Source organism: Mesorhizobium sp. 128a (genome assembly GCF_053848025.1).
Genome location: NZ_JBSPKY010000018.1, coordinates 106,089 through 120,451 on the forward strand (window position 1 = coordinate 106,089; position 14,363 = coordinate 120,451).

The following is a 14,363-nucleotide window of genomic DNA, read 5'->3' on the forward strand; positions in this document are numbered from 1 at the left end:
TCGGTCCGCGCCTCGGGAGGACGACCAATGGCGCACAGGCAGGACCAGCAGCGGCGCGCGTCGATCCACGACGTGGCAAGCCGTGCCGGCGTGTCGGCCGCCACCGTCTCCAAGGTCATGGCCGGCGTCACCACGGTGAAACCGGAAAATGCGCAGCGCGTCTTCGATGCCGTCGAGCAACTGGGCTACCGCGTCGATCCGCTCGCCTCGGACATGCGCCGGGCCAAGCGCCGCATCATCGGTGCCATCATGCCCGAATTCGAAAGCGAATTTTTCGGCCAGATGGTCACCCAGCTCGAGAGCCTCGCCGAGCAGCGCGGATATACACTGGTGGCGGCGTCGAGCCGCGAATCCGAAGCGCGCGAAAAAGAAATCCTCGCCCGCATGCATGACTGGCGCGTCGCCGGCGTGGTGCTGGCGCCGGTGCGCAACGAGCATAGCCCGGCGGCCGACTTCATGAAGGCCAATGGCATGACCGGCGTGCTGATCGACCGTGTGCTGTCTGACGACGCTTTCGACACGGTGTCGGCCGACAGCGCCGCAGCCAGCGCCGAGGTGGCGCACGAGCTGATCGCCAAGGGCCATCGCCACATACTGGTCGTCGGCCTCGGCGAACAGGCGGCGACGGGGCGCGCACGCCTCAACGGGTTTCGCACCGCTGCGATCAAACTGGCGCCGGATGTGCGCATCGATGTCGTGCTGGCCGAAACCGATGTCGAGCCGCTGAGGGCGCAGTTGAGAGAGTATTTCGCGAAAGGCGAACGTCCGACGGCAGTCTATTCGCTGTTCCTCAAGGGTACGCTGGTGGCGTTGTTGGAATTCCGCCGTCGTGGCTGGCACTGCCCCAACGACATTTCGCTGGTCGGCTTCGACGATGCCGAATGGATGCAGGTGACATGGCCGGCGATCGCCGCCGTTGTACAGCCGGTGCGCCAGATCGCCGGCCACGCCATGGAGGCGCTGTTTGCCAGAATTGAGGGTGGGGAAGGGCCGCCGATCGCGCGGCTCGAGCCTTGCCGGGTTTTGATGCGGGAATCCGTTGGCTCGCCAGGTGTGGCGGCCGGTGGCGGAGAATCCCGATGATGTCATCAGCGTCGGACTGCCGTTCCTGCGCGCGGAAGCGAGGAAGGCAGGGCTGACGCTCGGCAGATAATCATCTGCCGAGGCGTCGTATCAATCAGAACGGATAGTGCTGTCCCGGATCCTCGATCGTCAGCCAGCGCAGGTCGGTGAACTCGGCGATCGAGGCTTTGCCGCCGAAGCGGCCGTAGCCTGAACCCTTGACGCCGCCGAACGGCATCTGCGCCTCGTCGCCGACGGTCGGGCCGTTGATGTGGCAGATGCCGGCTTCGATGCGCGCGGCAACGGCCATGGCACGGCGGATGTCGCGGCTGAAGACGGCCGAGGAGAGGCCATATTCGGTGTCGTTGGCGACACGTACGGCTTCGTCCTCGCCTTTGACGCGGATCACCGGCTTGACCGGTCCGAAGGATTCTTCGGCGTAGACGCGCATCGCCGGCGTGACGTGGTCGAGCAGCGTTGCCTCGACCACCGTGCCGGTGCGCTTGCCGCCGGCCACCAGTCTGGCGCCCTTGGCGACGGCGTCTGCAACCAGTTCTTCCATCTTGTCGGCGGCCTGGCTGCTGATCAGCGAGCCCAGGACGACATGGCCGCGCGGGTCGCCGGCCGGCAGTTGTGAAGCGCGGGCGGCGAGCTTGGAAACGAATTCGTCGGCGATTTTTTCATCGACGACCAACCTCTCCGTCGACATGCAGATCTGGCCCTGATGCATGAAGGCGCCGAAGGTCGCGGCATTGACTGCCGCGTCGATGTCGGCATCGTCGAGCACCAGCAGCGGCGCCTTGCCGCCGAGTTCGAGCAGCGCCGGCTTCAAATGCCTTCCGGCGAGTTCGGCGATGATCCGGCCGACCTTGGTCGAGCCGGTGAAGTTGACGCGCCTGACCGCGGGATGCGCGACCAGCGCCTCAACGATGGCGGCGGCGTCCCTGGGGTCGTTGGTGACGACATTGATGACGCCCTTGGGCAGGCCGGCCTCGACCAGCACCTGGCCGATCAGCCGGTGCGTGCCGGGGCACATTTCGGAGGCTTTCAGCACCACCGTGTTGCCGCAGGCGATAGGCGTGGCGATGGCGCGGGTGCCGAGAATGACCGGCGCATTCCAAGGCGCGATGCCGAGGCAGACACCTGCCGGCTGGCGGATTGCCATGGCCAGCGTGCCCGGCTTGTCAGAGGGGATGACCTCGCCCGAAATCTGCGTCGTCATGGCGGCTGCCTCGCGCAGCATCCTGGCGGCGAGCATGACGTTGAAGCCGGCCCATGGACCGGTGGCGCCGGTCTCTTCCATCATCAATCTGGTGAATTCGCCGACCTTGGAATCCATCACATCGGCGGCCCTGGCGAGCAAGGCGCGGCGCTCGGCCGGACCGGTCTTCGACCAGGTCTTGAAAGCGGCGGCGGCGGCTTCGACTGCGGCGTTGGCATCGGCAACGCTGGCTGCGGCGGCGCGCGTCGCCAGATTGCCGGTGAACGGGTCCATGCGCTCGTAGGAAGCGGAGCCCGCCGCATCCCTTTTGTCGCCGTCGATCAGAAGTCCGATGTCCATTGTTTTCTCCCTCGCTCGCCATCGAGCGTCTTTTCTACTTTGTTATTGACCATGATCTTATCCGAAAACCGGTTCCCACTTTTCGGGATCATGGTCTAGAAACCGAGCACCTCGGCGTTGATCGATGCTTCAAGGCCGCCGTCAACCGGTACGTTGGCGCCGTTGACCCAACGCGCGCCATCCGAGCACAGGAACAGCACGACAGGTGAGATGTCGCCCGAGGTGCCGGCGCGGCCGACCCTGGCGATATCGCTGTCGACGCGAGCATCGCCGAGTACATTGCGGAATTGTTTGAGGATCGGTGTCTCGACCGGGCCAGGGCTGACCGCATTGACGCGGATCCCGCGGCTCCTGAAGAGATCCTGGTGCGCGGCGCGCTGCGTCCACAGAAGCAGCAGTTCCTTTGACACCGGATAGCCTTCCTCGTTCTTCACCTGATGGTCGGCGACCACTGTGGCGATGTCGGGAAAACCCTCGATGCCAACCATCGACGCGGCGCGGTTGAGATTGGCGCGCCAGCCATAGCCGGCGATCGAGGCGACGTTGACGATGGCGCCGCCTTCGCGAAGCTTCGGTGCGAGGCCTTCCGAGAGAGCCCGCAGGCCGTAGAAGTTGACGGCGAGTGTCGACACCGCGCCGGTGTTGCCGGAGAGGCCGGCAACATTGCAGAGCGCATCGATGCGCTGCGGCAAGCTTGCGACGAGATCGTCGACGCCGGCCTTGGACGAGATGTCGGCCTTGACGAAGGCGCCGGCCGGGGCCGCGGGCTCGCGCATGTCGACGCCGATCACCTCGGCGCCGAGCTGGCCTGCAAGTTCTGCCGTGCGGGCGCCGATGCCGGAGGCAACGCCGGTGATGAGAATGGTCTTGCCGAAAAGCATGGTCAGGCTTTCTCCCGCTGTGCGGTGGTTTGTTGCGACGTCGTCGTGTCGTCGTCGGCGGCGTTTGCCGGAAGCCTGACGCGGTAGCCGACCGGCAGCAGGCGCAGACCGAAACGTTCTTCCAGCGTTCCCCACAGCCCGCGCGGCAGGAACAGCGAAAACAGCATAGCGGTGGCGCCGAGGCCGATGAGGTACCAGACGCCGGTGCCACCGAACCAGGTCTCGATGAGGAAGAACAGCAGCGCGCCAAGGATGGCGCCTTCGAAGGTGCCGATGCCGCCGACCAGCACCATGAAGATCATGTAGGCGGTCCACTGGACGTTGAAATAGGTTTTTGGCTGGAAGGTGATCGAGGTCGCCAGCCACAGCGCGCCGGCAATGCCGATGCCGAAAGCGGCGAGCACGAAAAGCAGCCGCTTGGTGCCGGTGACGCGCACGCCTACGGAAGCGGCCGCATCCTCATTGTCGCGGATGGCGCGGATAGCGGCACCCGTGCTGCCGCGCAGCAGGCTAAACAGGATGGCAAGCAGCGCCGTCATCGAGGCCAGCGCCAGCCAGTAGATCGTCGCGCGTCTGGCGCCGGCGTCATAGACGTTGAGCGAGATCAGCGACGTACCGGTTTCGCCTTGAACCAGCCGGTCGAGATTGACCAGAAGATGGGTGAGGGCCGCGATCACCCACATGCCGATGGCGAATTCGCCGTTCTTCAGCCGAAGCATGAACAGCGACATCGGCCACGAGATCGCGCCGACGATGATCGCTGAGACGAACAGCGAAGCGAACGGGTTGAGGCCGGCATCGGCCAGGCGAATGGCGAAATAGGCGCCGAGGCCGAAGAACACTTGTTGTCCTACCGAGACCAGGCCGCCGAAGCCGGCGAGCGCATTCCACATCGCCGCCAGGATCACATAGATGAACAAGGCTGTCATGCGGTCGACCGCGCCGGCCGACAGGAAATGCGGCGCAACAGCGAGCAGCGCGATGATGACAACGACCGCGATCGCCGAGATACGCGAAGCAGGGGTGCCGCGCTCGATGACGGGGGAGGTCGAAACTGCGCTCATGATGCTTTCCTCGCGGGCAGGCGCAGCAGGCCGCGCAAGCCGAGGCCGGACGTGGAAAGCCGGATGAACAGCACGATCAGGAAGGCGACATGGCCGCCTATGAGGAAGCCTTGCGGATGTATCTGCGCGCCGAGGGTCTGGGCGAGCGCCAGTACGATGCCGCCGACCAGCGTGCCCCACAGCGAGCCGGCGCCGCCGATCACTGCGGCCTCGAATGCGAACAGCAATTGCGGTGCACCGGTATAGGGATCGAAGGTGGCGCGCATGCCGAGGAACGCGCCGGCAAGACCGACGGTGACCATGGCGATGGAAGCGGCAAGGGCGTTGGCGCGGCGCGCATCGACGCCGACGAGACCAGCCGTATCAGGATCCTCCGAGGTGGCGCGGATCGAGCGGCCAAGCCTGGTGCGGGTGAGGAACAGCTGCAGCCCGCCAAGCAGGATCACGGCTGTGGCGAACATGATCACAGCAAGCTTGCCGACATAGATCGAGCCCGGCCATTCCCAGGAATCGTAGGACAGGCTGCCGATATAGGGCGCCAGCGAGCGCGTGTTGGCGCCGAACTGCTGGAAGAGCAGATTGTCGATGACGATGGCGAGGCCGAATGTGGTGAGGATCGGCAACAAATCGCCGCCACGCGCGCTGCGTTCGAGCAGGAACCGCTGCAACGCCCAGCCGATCGCCGCCATCAGCGGCAGCACGATGAGCAGGCCGATGAAGGGCGAGATGTGGAAGCGCGAGGCGAGCCACCACATTGTATAGGCCGAAAACACCGCCAGGCTGCCATGCGCAAGGTTGATGATGCGCATCACCGAAAACATGAAGGACAGCCCGCAGGCGATCAGCGCGTAATAGCCGCCGAGAAGGATGCCCTGGACGATCTGGTTCATCATGCCGGAACGCTCCCGGCATTTTTCCGGTGCAGACCGAAATAGGCCTTGGTCACCTCGTCCCGCGACATGCCTTTGCTCGGGCCTTCGAGCGCGACACGCCCTTCCAGCATGCAGATGACCTTGTCCGACACCGAGAGCGCGCGGTTGAGATCCTGTTCTACGAGGATGATTGTGGTGCCGGAACTGATCAGGCCCTGCAGCGACGCGTAGACGCGGTCGACCACCAGCGGCGAAAGGCCAAGCGAAACCTCGTCGAGCAGCAATACATCCGGATTGCTCATCAGCGCGCGGCCGATGGCGGTGGCCTGCTGCTCGCCGCCGGACAGGTGCCCGGTCTTGGCATGGCGGCGCGGTTTGAGGTTGGGGAACGTGTCGAGCACTCGTTCCACGCTCCAGTCGCCGGGACGGCCGGCGGTCTTGCCGAGCAGGAGGTTTTCCTCGACCGTCATCTGCACGAACAGTTTTCGTCCTTCCGGCACCAGCGCGATGCCCATGCCGACCCGCTTGTGCGACGGCACGCTGGTGATATCGGCGCCGTCCAGCAGCACGCGGCCGGCGGACGGCTGATGGGCGCCGGCAATCGCCCGCAGCAGCGTCGTCTTACCGGCGCCGTTGGCACCGACCAGCGCCAGCGTCTGGCCGCGCTCGATGCTGAAGCTGACGCCCCGCACCGCTTGCAAGAGGCCGTGCCGGACAACCAGGTTTTCGATGGCGAGCAGGCTCATTTCGGACCTCCGCCGAGATAGGCGCGCACGACTTCGGGGTCGGCCATGACAGCCTGCGGCTCGCCGTCGGCGATGATCTTTCCGGCATCCATGCAGATCAGCCGCTCGGCCACCTGCAGCAGGATGTGGACGATGTGCTCGATCCAGACGATGGCGATCTTGCGCCGGCGCAATTCCTTGATGGTGTCGACGAGTTCGCTCGCTTCGCCATCGGTCAGGCCGCCGCCGATTTCGTCGAGCAACAAAAGGTTCGGCCTTGCCGCAAGCGCACGCGCAAGCTCCAGCCGCTTGCGGTCGAGCAGGCCAAGCGTCTCGGCGCGCCGGTTGGCGACGCCCAGCATGCCGCAGAGTCCGAGCGACGCCAGCGCCTCCTCATAGGCCTCATCGCGGGCGAGACCCGCACCATGCGACGCCGCAACAAAAGCGTTCTCGAACGTGGTCATGCCGCTGAACGGTTTCGGCACCTGGTGCGTGCGCACCAGGCCGAGCCGGCAGCGCTGAGTGGCCGGCAGCGCCGTTACGTCGCCGCCTTTGAAGGCGACGGTGCCGGCGCTCGGCGGGAAGGCGCCTGAGAGCACGCTGAGCAGCGTCGTCTTACCGGCGCCGTTCGGGCCGACAATGCCGACGGCTTCGTCCGCGGTCATGGCGAAATCGATATTGTCCAGCACCACCAGCGCGCCGAAGCGTTTGTGGATGCCGGCGGCGCTGAGGATCGCAGCGTTGGGCGAGGCGTTCACGATGCGATCCCCTTAACCGTCGATTAGCCGTTGTACGGCTGGAGCTTGGCCTCGACCGGAACCTTCGGGTCGGTGGCGTTTTCCGTGACGACGTAGTCGAGCGGAAACTTGGACCCTTCCTTGGCGGGCACCCACTGCGTGCCGATGATCGGGCCGGGCGAGACGTTGGGTACCGGGCCGCTGGTGAAATCGACCTTGCCGATCATGGTCTCGGTGTTAAGTGTGCTCAGCGCCTTGGCGACCGCTGCCTTGTCCTTGGCGTTGCTGCTCGCCTTCAGTGCTTCAAAGCCGGCATCGAGCAGTGACATCGACGCGCCGAGCTGCTGCGTCCACTGCTTGCCGCTCGCTGTCTCATAGCCGTCGGCAAGCTCGGCACCCGAAACGCCGGTCAGCGGCGATTTGTAAGGGAAAGCCTTATGCCAGTAGGCGGCGCTCGAAATCTTGTTGCCGAGATCGCCAAGCGCCTCAATGTCGGACGGGAACAGCCCGGTCTTGGCGACCTGGCAGATCTTGATCTGCCGGGTCAGGCCCTGCTGCGCGGCCTGGCGCCAGAAGGCGGCGAAGTCAGGCGGGATCGGGAAGGAGTTGAAGATCTCGACACCTTCCTGCTTGAACAGCGCGATCTGCGAGGAATAATCGGTGGTGCCGGTCTCATAGGCGCCGGGATCGACGATGGTGAAACCTTCCTTGGCCAGCAGCGGTGCCAGATGCGCACGGATGGCGTTGCCGTCAGCGTCGTTGGGATACATGACGCCGACCTTCTTGTTGGTCTCGATCAGCTTCCACTGCGAGATATAGGCCTTGAAGAATTCCTCGACGCCGAAGCCGAAATGATAGGTCCATTTGAACGGCGAGGGCTCACCGGGCTTGGCACCGCGGCCGAAATACCAGGCCTCCCACGGCATGACGGTGGACAGGCAAGGCACGCCGGCAGCTTCGCAGGCGTCGGCGACCGGGTTGATCACCTCCGGCGTCGACACAGCCAGCATCAGGTCGACGGCCTGATTGTTGATGAGATCCTTGGCAAGCTGGCCGGCGCGGGACGGATCGGACTGGGTGTCCTGATCAATGATCTCGACGCTGTATTTCTTGCCGCCGAGTTCGATCCCGTTGGCCAGCGCCTTGCGGGCGAGGTCGAGCACATAGCCGTCGGTTTCGCCGAAGCCGGCGAGCGGTCCGGTGCGCGGGCTGACGAAACCGACCTTCAGCGTGTCGGCGGCCTGAGCGAAGGCCCTGCCGCGGGCGAGCGCAAGGGCTGCGCCGCCGGCGAGCGAGGTGGCGATGAACTGGCGCCGCGAGACGCCGCGAAGGATGGATTTCTCCGAGGTCATGCTGATATTTCCTCCCTTTCCTGACGGGCCTGCCGGAGGCGGCCGTCGGCCTGCTCAAAATCTTTGCCGCCCATTCCCCGTATCGGATATCGCCCCGGCAGGCTGGAGGCGGAGGCGGAAGGTCGGCAATGCCGACGATGGCATGATTTCGATCCTCCCATCACCACAGTGCCTTACGCCTTTGGTTTGGTAAAATGATATTTTGCGGTGTTTCGTTAACCCATGGGTTATCAAAAGTCGCGCAACTGCCCGACTTCGCGGTAATGGCAGAAAGATCATATCTCAAGCGCGCTGGCTGGCCGCCTCGCGAATGGTCTGCAGAAGGATGGTGAAAGCCGGCGAGGGGGCCGTGTCGGTCCGCATCGTCAACCCGACCGGTCCCTTGGTTTCCTCGGTGTTGACATTGAGGGCAACGAAGGCGCCGCTGCCCAATTCGTTGGCGACGACACCGGCCGAGATGATCCACACGGCGTTGCTCTGGCGCATGAAGGCGCGGCCGAAGGAATCCGAGACGGTCTCGATTTCGGTGGCCGGCGCGGTCATGCCATTGGTGATGAAAAGGCGGTCGACAAAGGGGCGGATGACCGATTCACGCGTCGGCATCAAAACCGGAAACTCGTCGAGGCGCGCGAAGATATCCTGGTCGGGCTGCAATAGCGGATGGCCGGCCCGCACCACAAACAGCACCTGTTCGGAATAGAGATGCTCGAAGAAGAAGCCGGTCATGTTTTCCGGCGCCGCAAGCCGGCCGACGACGAGGTCGAGTGCGCCGACGCGCAACTGTTCGAGCAGCACCGCATTCTCGCCGGTGACGATCTTGATGGCGGCGCCGGTGTTCTCGGCGAGGAACAGGCTCATGGCGAGCGGCATGACCTTCGCCGACACCGTCGGCAGTGCGCCGATGCGGATCGGGTGGCGATTGACGGCGCCGTCCTGGCGGACGGAATCGACGCCGCGCTTCAAGGCGGTGATCGCCGTGCCGGCATGGCCGAGGAAGATTTCGCCGAGCCGCGTCACCCTTATGCCGCGACCGTCGCGTTCGACGACGGCGATGCCAAGTGCCTCTTCCAGTTCGCGCAGCGTCTTGGTAACCGCCGGCGGACTGACATGAAGAAAGTCGGCCGCCCTCGCCACACTGCCTTGCCGCGCTACCTCAAGGAATGCCTGCAGGTGACGGAACCTTATGCGGCTCTCGGACATGGTTCTCGTAACCTCTCAGTTAATGAAACGCCGCAAAATATCATTTTACCAAACCAAATGCCTTGTGCAATGTGAACACGGAGGATCGAAATCGTGCCATTCGTCAACATTGGCGGCATCACGCTGCACCATCGCCACTTCAAGGCGGAGGGCAATGCGCGACCGGTCGTGTTCGTCAATTCGCTCGGTACCGACTTTCGCATCTGGGACGAAGTGGTATCTGAATTGAACGCTGACATGCCTCTGCTGGTTTATGACAAGCGCGGCCACGGGCTCTCCGATATTGGCGGAATCTCGTCGATCGACGATCATGTCGATGATCTCTCCGGCCTCATCGATCATTTTGGGCTGACCGATGTCGTGCTGTGCGGCCTGTCGGTCGGCGGCCTGATCGCGCAAGGGTTCTACGCGCGACGCCCCGAAATCGTCGAAGGCCTCATCCTGTGCGACACTGCGCACAAGATCGGCACGCTCGACAGCTGGAACACCCGCATTGAAACAGTCGAAAGCAAAGGCATCCAGGCGGTCGCCGATGCCATCCTTAAACTGTGGTTCACCCCGGCCTTTCATGCGGAGCGTGTCGCTGAACTCGACGGCTACTGGAACATGATGACCCGGCAAGCCGTCGCTGGTTACGTTGGCACATGTGCTGCCGTGCGCGATGCGGATTTCACCGAAGTTGCGCAGGCCATCGCGGTGCCGACGCTGTGCGTCGTTGGCGATCAGGACGGTTCGACGCCGCCGGACCTCGTGCGCTGGATGGCAGACCTGATCCCCGGCGCGCGCTTCGAGATTATCCGGGATGCCGGCCACATCTCTTGCGTCGAGCAGCCCCGGGCGCTGATCGCCCTGATCCGAGAATTCGTCGCTTCGCTTCCTCAGAGAAAGCAGATCCATGGATGAAGTGTCCAAGACCACGACCAGATACCGGACCGGGCTGACAGTGCGGCGCTCGGTGCTCGGCGACCCGCATGTCGATCGCAGCGAGGATGCCGTCACCGATTTCGACCGGCCGTTCCAGGAGCTGATCACCGAGGCAGCCTGGGGGACGGTGTGGGCGCGGCCGGGTTTCAGCAAGCGCGAGCGCTCGATCGTGACGCTGGCCCTGCTGGCAGCACTCGGCCATGATGAAGAGGTCGCCATGCATGTGCGCGCCACCGTCAACACCGGCGCGTCACGTGACGACATCCGCGAAGCGTTCCTGCATGTCGCCATCTATGCCGGCGTGCCGGCGGCCAACCGCGCCTTCAGGATTGCCAAGGAGGTGTTTTCGGACATGGACGGAAGCAGGAATGGCCATGCCAGCTGATGCCGGCTCGAACCGCAGGCCCGAGACCGGCGCCTTCTTCCAGCGCGACCGGAGCTGGCATCCACCGGCGCTGACGCCGGACTACAAGACATCGGTGCTGCGCTCGCCGCAGAAGGCGCTGCTGGCCTTCGACAACACGGCGTCGGAAATCACCGGGCCGGTGTTCGGCCACGCCATGCTCGGCGAACTCGACAATGATCTGATCCACAATTTCGCCAAGCCAGGCGAAAGCGCCATCGGCGAGCGCATTATCGTCTATGGCCGGGTGCTCGACGAGCGCGGCGTTGGCGTGCCAGGCGCGCTGCTTGAATTCTGGCAGGCAAATGCGGGCGGCCGCTACCGCCACAAGAAGGACGGCTATCTTGCACCGCTCGATCCGAATTTCGGCGGCTGCGGCCGCACCATCACCGACGCCGATGGTGGTTATGCCTTTCGCACGGTCAAGCCCGGCCCCTATCCCTGGCCGAACGGGCCGAATGACTGGCGGCCCTCGCATATCCATTTCTCGGTGTTCGGCCATGGCTTTGCGCAGCGGCTGATCACGCAGATGTACTTTGAAGGCGACCCGTTGATCTGGCGCTGCCCGATCGTCGGCGGCATCCGCGATAAAGCCGCAATCGAAACGCTGATCGCCGCGCTCGACATGCAGGCGACGGTCCCGTTCGACGCGCGTGCCTACAAGTTCGATATCGTGCTGCGCGGACGCCGCGCCTCGCTGTTCGAAAACCGGCCGGAGGGCAATTGATGGCTCAGGCGCTCACCCGGCTGAAGGAGAGCCCGTCGCAGACCGCGGGGCCTTATGTGCATATCGGGCTGACGCCGAATTTCGGCGGCATTGGCGGCGTCTATGCCAGCGACCTCGGCGCCACGATGATCAACGACAAGACCCGGGGTGAGCGGATCGGCCTGAGGATCCGAGTGCTCGACGGCACCGGCACGCCGCTCCGGGACGCGCTGATCGAAATCTGGCAGGCGGATGCCGACGGCTATTACAATTCGCCCGCCGAATTGCGCGGCGATGCCGATCCGGATTTCCAGGGTTGGGGCCGCCAGCCGACCGACATGGAAACCGGCCTGTGCAGTTTTCAGACGATCAAGCCCGGCCGCGTGCCTTATGGCGACGGACGGTTGATGGCGCCGCATATCAGCCTGTGGATCGTCGCTCGCGGCATCAACATAGGTCTCCACACGCGGCTTTATTTTTCCGACGAGGCAAAGGCCAATGCCGAGGATCCGATCCTCGCCCGCATCGAGCACAAGGTGCGCGTGCCGACGCTGATCGCAGAGCGGCAAGGCGACAACTATATTTTCGACGTCCATCTCCAAGGGGAGAAGGAAACGGTCTTCTTCGACAGCTAGGAGACCAGAGACATGACCGTATCGCCCTTCGACCATCCGCTGCTCTCCGGCCTGCTCGGCGACGAGGAGGCGGCGCGGCATTTCTCCGCCGATGCGGAAATCGCCGCCATGCTCGATTTCGAGCGCGCGCTGGCGGAAGCGGAAGCCGAAAACGGGATCATCGGCAGGGATGCCGCGGCGGCGATCGTGTCTGTCCTGTTGTCCTACAAGCCGGATACCACGCGGTTGCGGGCCGGGGTGGCGAAGGACGGCGTGATCGTTCCCGAACTGGTGCGCCAGTTGAAGGCAGCAGTCGGGGCGCCGCACGACGCAAGTGTTCATTTCGGCGCAACCAGCCAGGATGTCATCGACACAGGTTTGATGCTTCGGCTGCGCCGGATGATCGAACATCTCGACCTGCTGCTGACCGAAAACATTGTGCGGCTGGCAGCACTGGAAGAGCGTTTTGGCGGCAGGGCGTTGACCGCCATGACGCGGATGCAGCCGGCGATACCTATAAAAGTGTCGGACCGGGCTGCGGCGTGGCGTGCGCCGCTGCAACGGCATCAGCAAAGACTGTCGGAGCTATCCGGGCGCCTGCTTGTGGTGCAATTTGGCGGCGCCGCCGGCACCCTGGAAAAGCTCGGCGACCAGGGACCTGCGGTGCGCGCGGCGCTTGCCGCAAAGCTCGGCCTTGGCGACGCGCCGCAATGGCACAGCCAGCGCGATGCGCTCGCCGAGTTCGCAGGTTGGCTGTCGCTTGTCACTGGCAGCCTCGGCAAGTTCGGCCAGGATGTTGCGCTGATGGCGCAGGCGGGGGCGGAGATCAAACTGTCCGGCAGCGGCGGCTCGTCGGCCATGCCGCACAAGCAGAACCCGGTGAAGGCGGAAGCGCTGGTGGCACTCGCCCGTTTCAACGCCACGCAGCTCTCCGGCATGCACCAGGCGCTGGTGCACGAGCAGGAGCGCTCGGGCGCTGCCTGGACGCTGGAATGGCTGCTCCTGCCGCAAATGGCGGTCGCGACCGCGGCTGCCTTGCGGCTTGCCGCAGAACTTTCCGGACAGATCGAAAGCCTCGGCCACTGATGCGCACAAAAATCGTCATTGTCGGCTCGGGACCGTCCGGCCTGCTGCTCGGCCAGCTGCTCAGCGGCATCGGCGTCGAGACGGTGATCCTCGAGCGTTCGAGCCGTGAGCATGTGCTTGGCCGTGTGCGGGCAGGGGTGCTCGAACAGGGCACCGTCGAGTTGCTGGAAGAGGCGGGCGCGGCGGCAAGGCTGCACGCCGAGGGCCTGCCGCATGCCGGCATCTCGCTCGCCTTCGGCGGTGGCCTGCACCGGCTCGATCTCACGGCATTGACCGGCGGCAAACACGTCACCGTCTATGGCCAGACCGAAGTGACGCATGATCTGATGGACAAACGCAAGGCGGCGGGGCTGGTCACCGTCTACGAGGCGGCAAATGTCGCGCTGCACGGTTTCGACCGCGAGGCGCCTTTCGTCACCTATGACAAGGACGGCGTCAGCCATCGCATCGATTGCGACTTCATCGCCGGCTGCGACGGCTATCACGGCGTCAGCCGCAAATCGGCGCCCGAGCGCGCGCTGAAAACCTTCGAGCGGACCTATCCGTTCGGCTGGCTCGGCGTGCTGGCGGAGGTTCCGCCGGCCGATCACGAACTGGTCTACGCCAATCACGAGCGCGGCTTTGCGCTGTGCTCGATGCGCTCGACCCATCGCAGCCGCTACTATGTGCAGGTCCCGGTCGATGAGAGCGTCGAAGCCTGGAGCGACGACCGCTTCTGGGATGAGTTGCGCCGCCGCCTGCCGGAACAGACCGCTGCCGCCGTCGTCACCGGCCCGTCCTTCGAAAAATCGATCGCGCCGTTGCGCTCCTTCGTCGCCGAGCCGATGCGCTTCGGCCGGCTGTTCCTGGTTGGCGACGCCGCCCATATTGTGCCGCCGACCGGCGCCAAGGGGCTCAACCTCGCCGCCAGCGACGTGCGCTATCTCTTTGCCGGGCTTCGCGAATTCTATCTGGAGAAATCAACTGCGGGGCTCGACGCCTATTCAGCCAAAGCGCTGGCGCGGGTCTGGAAGGCGGTGCGCTTCTCCTGGTGGATGACCACGATGCTGCACCGATTTCCCGACACGGGTGAGTTCGGCCAGCGCATCCAGGAGGCCGAGCTCGACTATCTCGTGCATTCGCAGGCGGCGTCGACCGCGCTGGCGGAGAATTATGTCGGGCTGCCCTATTGATCGG

15 protein-coding genes are annotated in these 14,363 nt (G+C 64.5%); 7 read left to right on the forward strand and 8 right to left on the reverse strand.

Annotation, left to right across the window (positions count from 1 at the left end):
- The first annotated feature begins 27 nt into the window (after positions 1-27).
- A complete protein-coding gene (locus tag ACWTU9_RS25840) occupies positions 28-1,083 on the forward strand; it encodes a LacI family DNA-binding transcriptional regulator (RefSeq protein WP_455860777.1) in 1,056 nt (351 codons plus the stop codon).
- Between the two features lie 94 nt (positions 1,084-1,177).
- Here ACWTU9_RS25840 and ACWTU9_RS25845 read toward each other — a convergent pair whose 3' ends face one another.
- From ACWTU9_RS25845 to pcaQ, 8 genes are all read right to left on the reverse strand, one after another.
- Positions 1,178-2,623, reverse strand: a complete 1,446-nt coding sequence (locus ACWTU9_RS25845; protein WP_455860778.1) for an aldehyde dehydrogenase — start codon at positions 2,621-2,623, stop codon at positions 1,178-1,180.
- A 95-nt stretch (positions 2,624-2,718) separates the two neighbouring features.
- Entirely contained in the window at positions 2,719-3,504 is a 786-nt protein-coding gene (locus tag ACWTU9_RS25850) for a coniferyl-alcohol dehydrogenase (protein ID WP_455860779.1), read from the reverse strand.
- 2 nt (positions 3,505-3,506) lie between these two features.
- Entirely contained in the window at positions 3,507-4,568 is a 1,062-nt protein-coding gene (locus ACWTU9_RS25855; RefSeq protein WP_455860780.1) for a branched-chain amino acid ABC transporter permease, read from the reverse strand.
- Positions 4,565-5,461, reverse strand: coding sequence for a branched-chain amino acid ABC transporter permease (locus tag ACWTU9_RS25860; protein ID WP_455860781.1), 897 nt, complete (start codon positions 5,459-5,461; stop codon positions 4,565-4,567). The genes ACWTU9_RS25855 and ACWTU9_RS25860 overlap by 4 nt, the downstream gene beginning before the upstream one ends.
- Positions 5,458-6,186: an ABC transporter ATP-binding protein gene (locus tag ACWTU9_RS25865; protein ID WP_455860782.1), complete on the reverse strand. Its 729-nt coding sequence runs from the start codon at positions 6,184-6,186 to the stop codon at positions 5,458-5,460. Before ACWTU9_RS25865 ends, ACWTU9_RS25860 begins: the two co-directional genes overlap by 4 nt.
- Positions 6,183-6,857, reverse strand: a complete 675-nt coding sequence (locus ACWTU9_RS25870) for an ABC transporter ATP-binding protein (protein WP_455860813.1) — start codon at positions 6,855-6,857, stop codon at positions 6,183-6,185. The genes ACWTU9_RS25865 and ACWTU9_RS25870 overlap by 4 nt, the downstream gene beginning before the upstream one ends.
- A gap of 89 nt (positions 6,858-6,946) precedes the next feature.
- Complete coding sequence (locus ACWTU9_RS25875; RefSeq protein WP_455860783.1) at positions 6,947-8,254, reverse strand: ABC transporter substrate-binding protein; 1,308 nt, start codon at positions 8,252-8,254, stop codon at positions 6,947-6,949.
- Between the two features lie 282 nt (positions 8,255-8,536).
- On the reverse strand, positions 8,537-9,454 hold the full coding sequence (gene pcaQ / locus ACWTU9_RS25880; protein ID WP_455860784.1) for a pca operon transcription factor PcaQ: 918 nt from the start codon (positions 9,452-9,454) through the stop codon (positions 8,537-8,539).
- A gap of 93 nt (positions 9,455-9,547) precedes the next feature.
- On the opposite strand from pcaQ, the gene pcaD reads away from it, so the two are divergent.
- Genes pcaD through pobA form a run of 6 tightly spaced genes read left to right on the forward strand, consistent with a single transcriptional unit; the run spans position 9,548 to position 14,359 of the window.
- Positions 9,548-10,357: a 3-oxoadipate enol-lactonase gene (gene pcaD, locus ACWTU9_RS25885; RefSeq protein WP_455860785.1), complete on the forward strand. Its 810-nt coding sequence runs from the start codon at positions 9,548-9,550 to the stop codon at positions 10,355-10,357.
- The gene (pcaC, locus tag ACWTU9_RS25890; RefSeq protein WP_455860786.1) at positions 10,350-10,763 is read left to right on the forward strand and encodes a 4-carboxymuconolactone decarboxylase; all 414 of its coding nucleotides are present in this window, start codon (positions 10,350-10,352) and stop codon (positions 10,761-10,763) included. Before pcaD ends, pcaC begins: the two co-directional genes overlap by 8 nt.
- Positions 10,753-11,508 carry a protocatechuate 3,4-dioxygenase subunit beta gene (gene pcaH / locus ACWTU9_RS25895; protein WP_455860814.1) on the forward strand — a complete coding sequence of 252 codons (756 nt, stop codon included), beginning with the start codon at positions 10,753-10,755 and terminating at the stop codon, positions 11,506-11,508. Before pcaC ends, pcaH begins: the two co-directional genes overlap by 11 nt.
- Complete coding sequence (pcaG, locus tag ACWTU9_RS25900) at positions 11,508-12,122, forward strand: protocatechuate 3,4-dioxygenase subunit alpha (protein ID WP_455860787.1); 615 nt, start codon at positions 11,508-11,510, stop codon at positions 12,120-12,122. Before pcaH ends, pcaG begins: the two co-directional genes overlap by 1 nt.
- A 12-nt stretch (positions 12,123-12,134) precedes the next feature.
- The gene (locus ACWTU9_RS25905; protein ID WP_455860788.1) at positions 12,135-13,187 is read left to right on the forward strand and encodes a 3-carboxy-cis,cis-muconate cycloisomerase; all 1,053 of its coding nucleotides are present in this window, start codon (positions 12,135-12,137) and stop codon (positions 13,185-13,187) included.
- On the forward strand, positions 13,187-14,359 hold the full coding sequence (gene pobA / locus ACWTU9_RS25910) for a 4-hydroxybenzoate 3-monooxygenase (protein ID WP_455860789.1): 1,173 nt from the start codon (positions 13,187-13,189) through the stop codon (positions 14,357-14,359). Before ACWTU9_RS25905 ends, pobA begins: the two co-directional genes overlap by 1 nt.
- Positions 14,360-14,363: the final 4 nt, after the last annotated feature.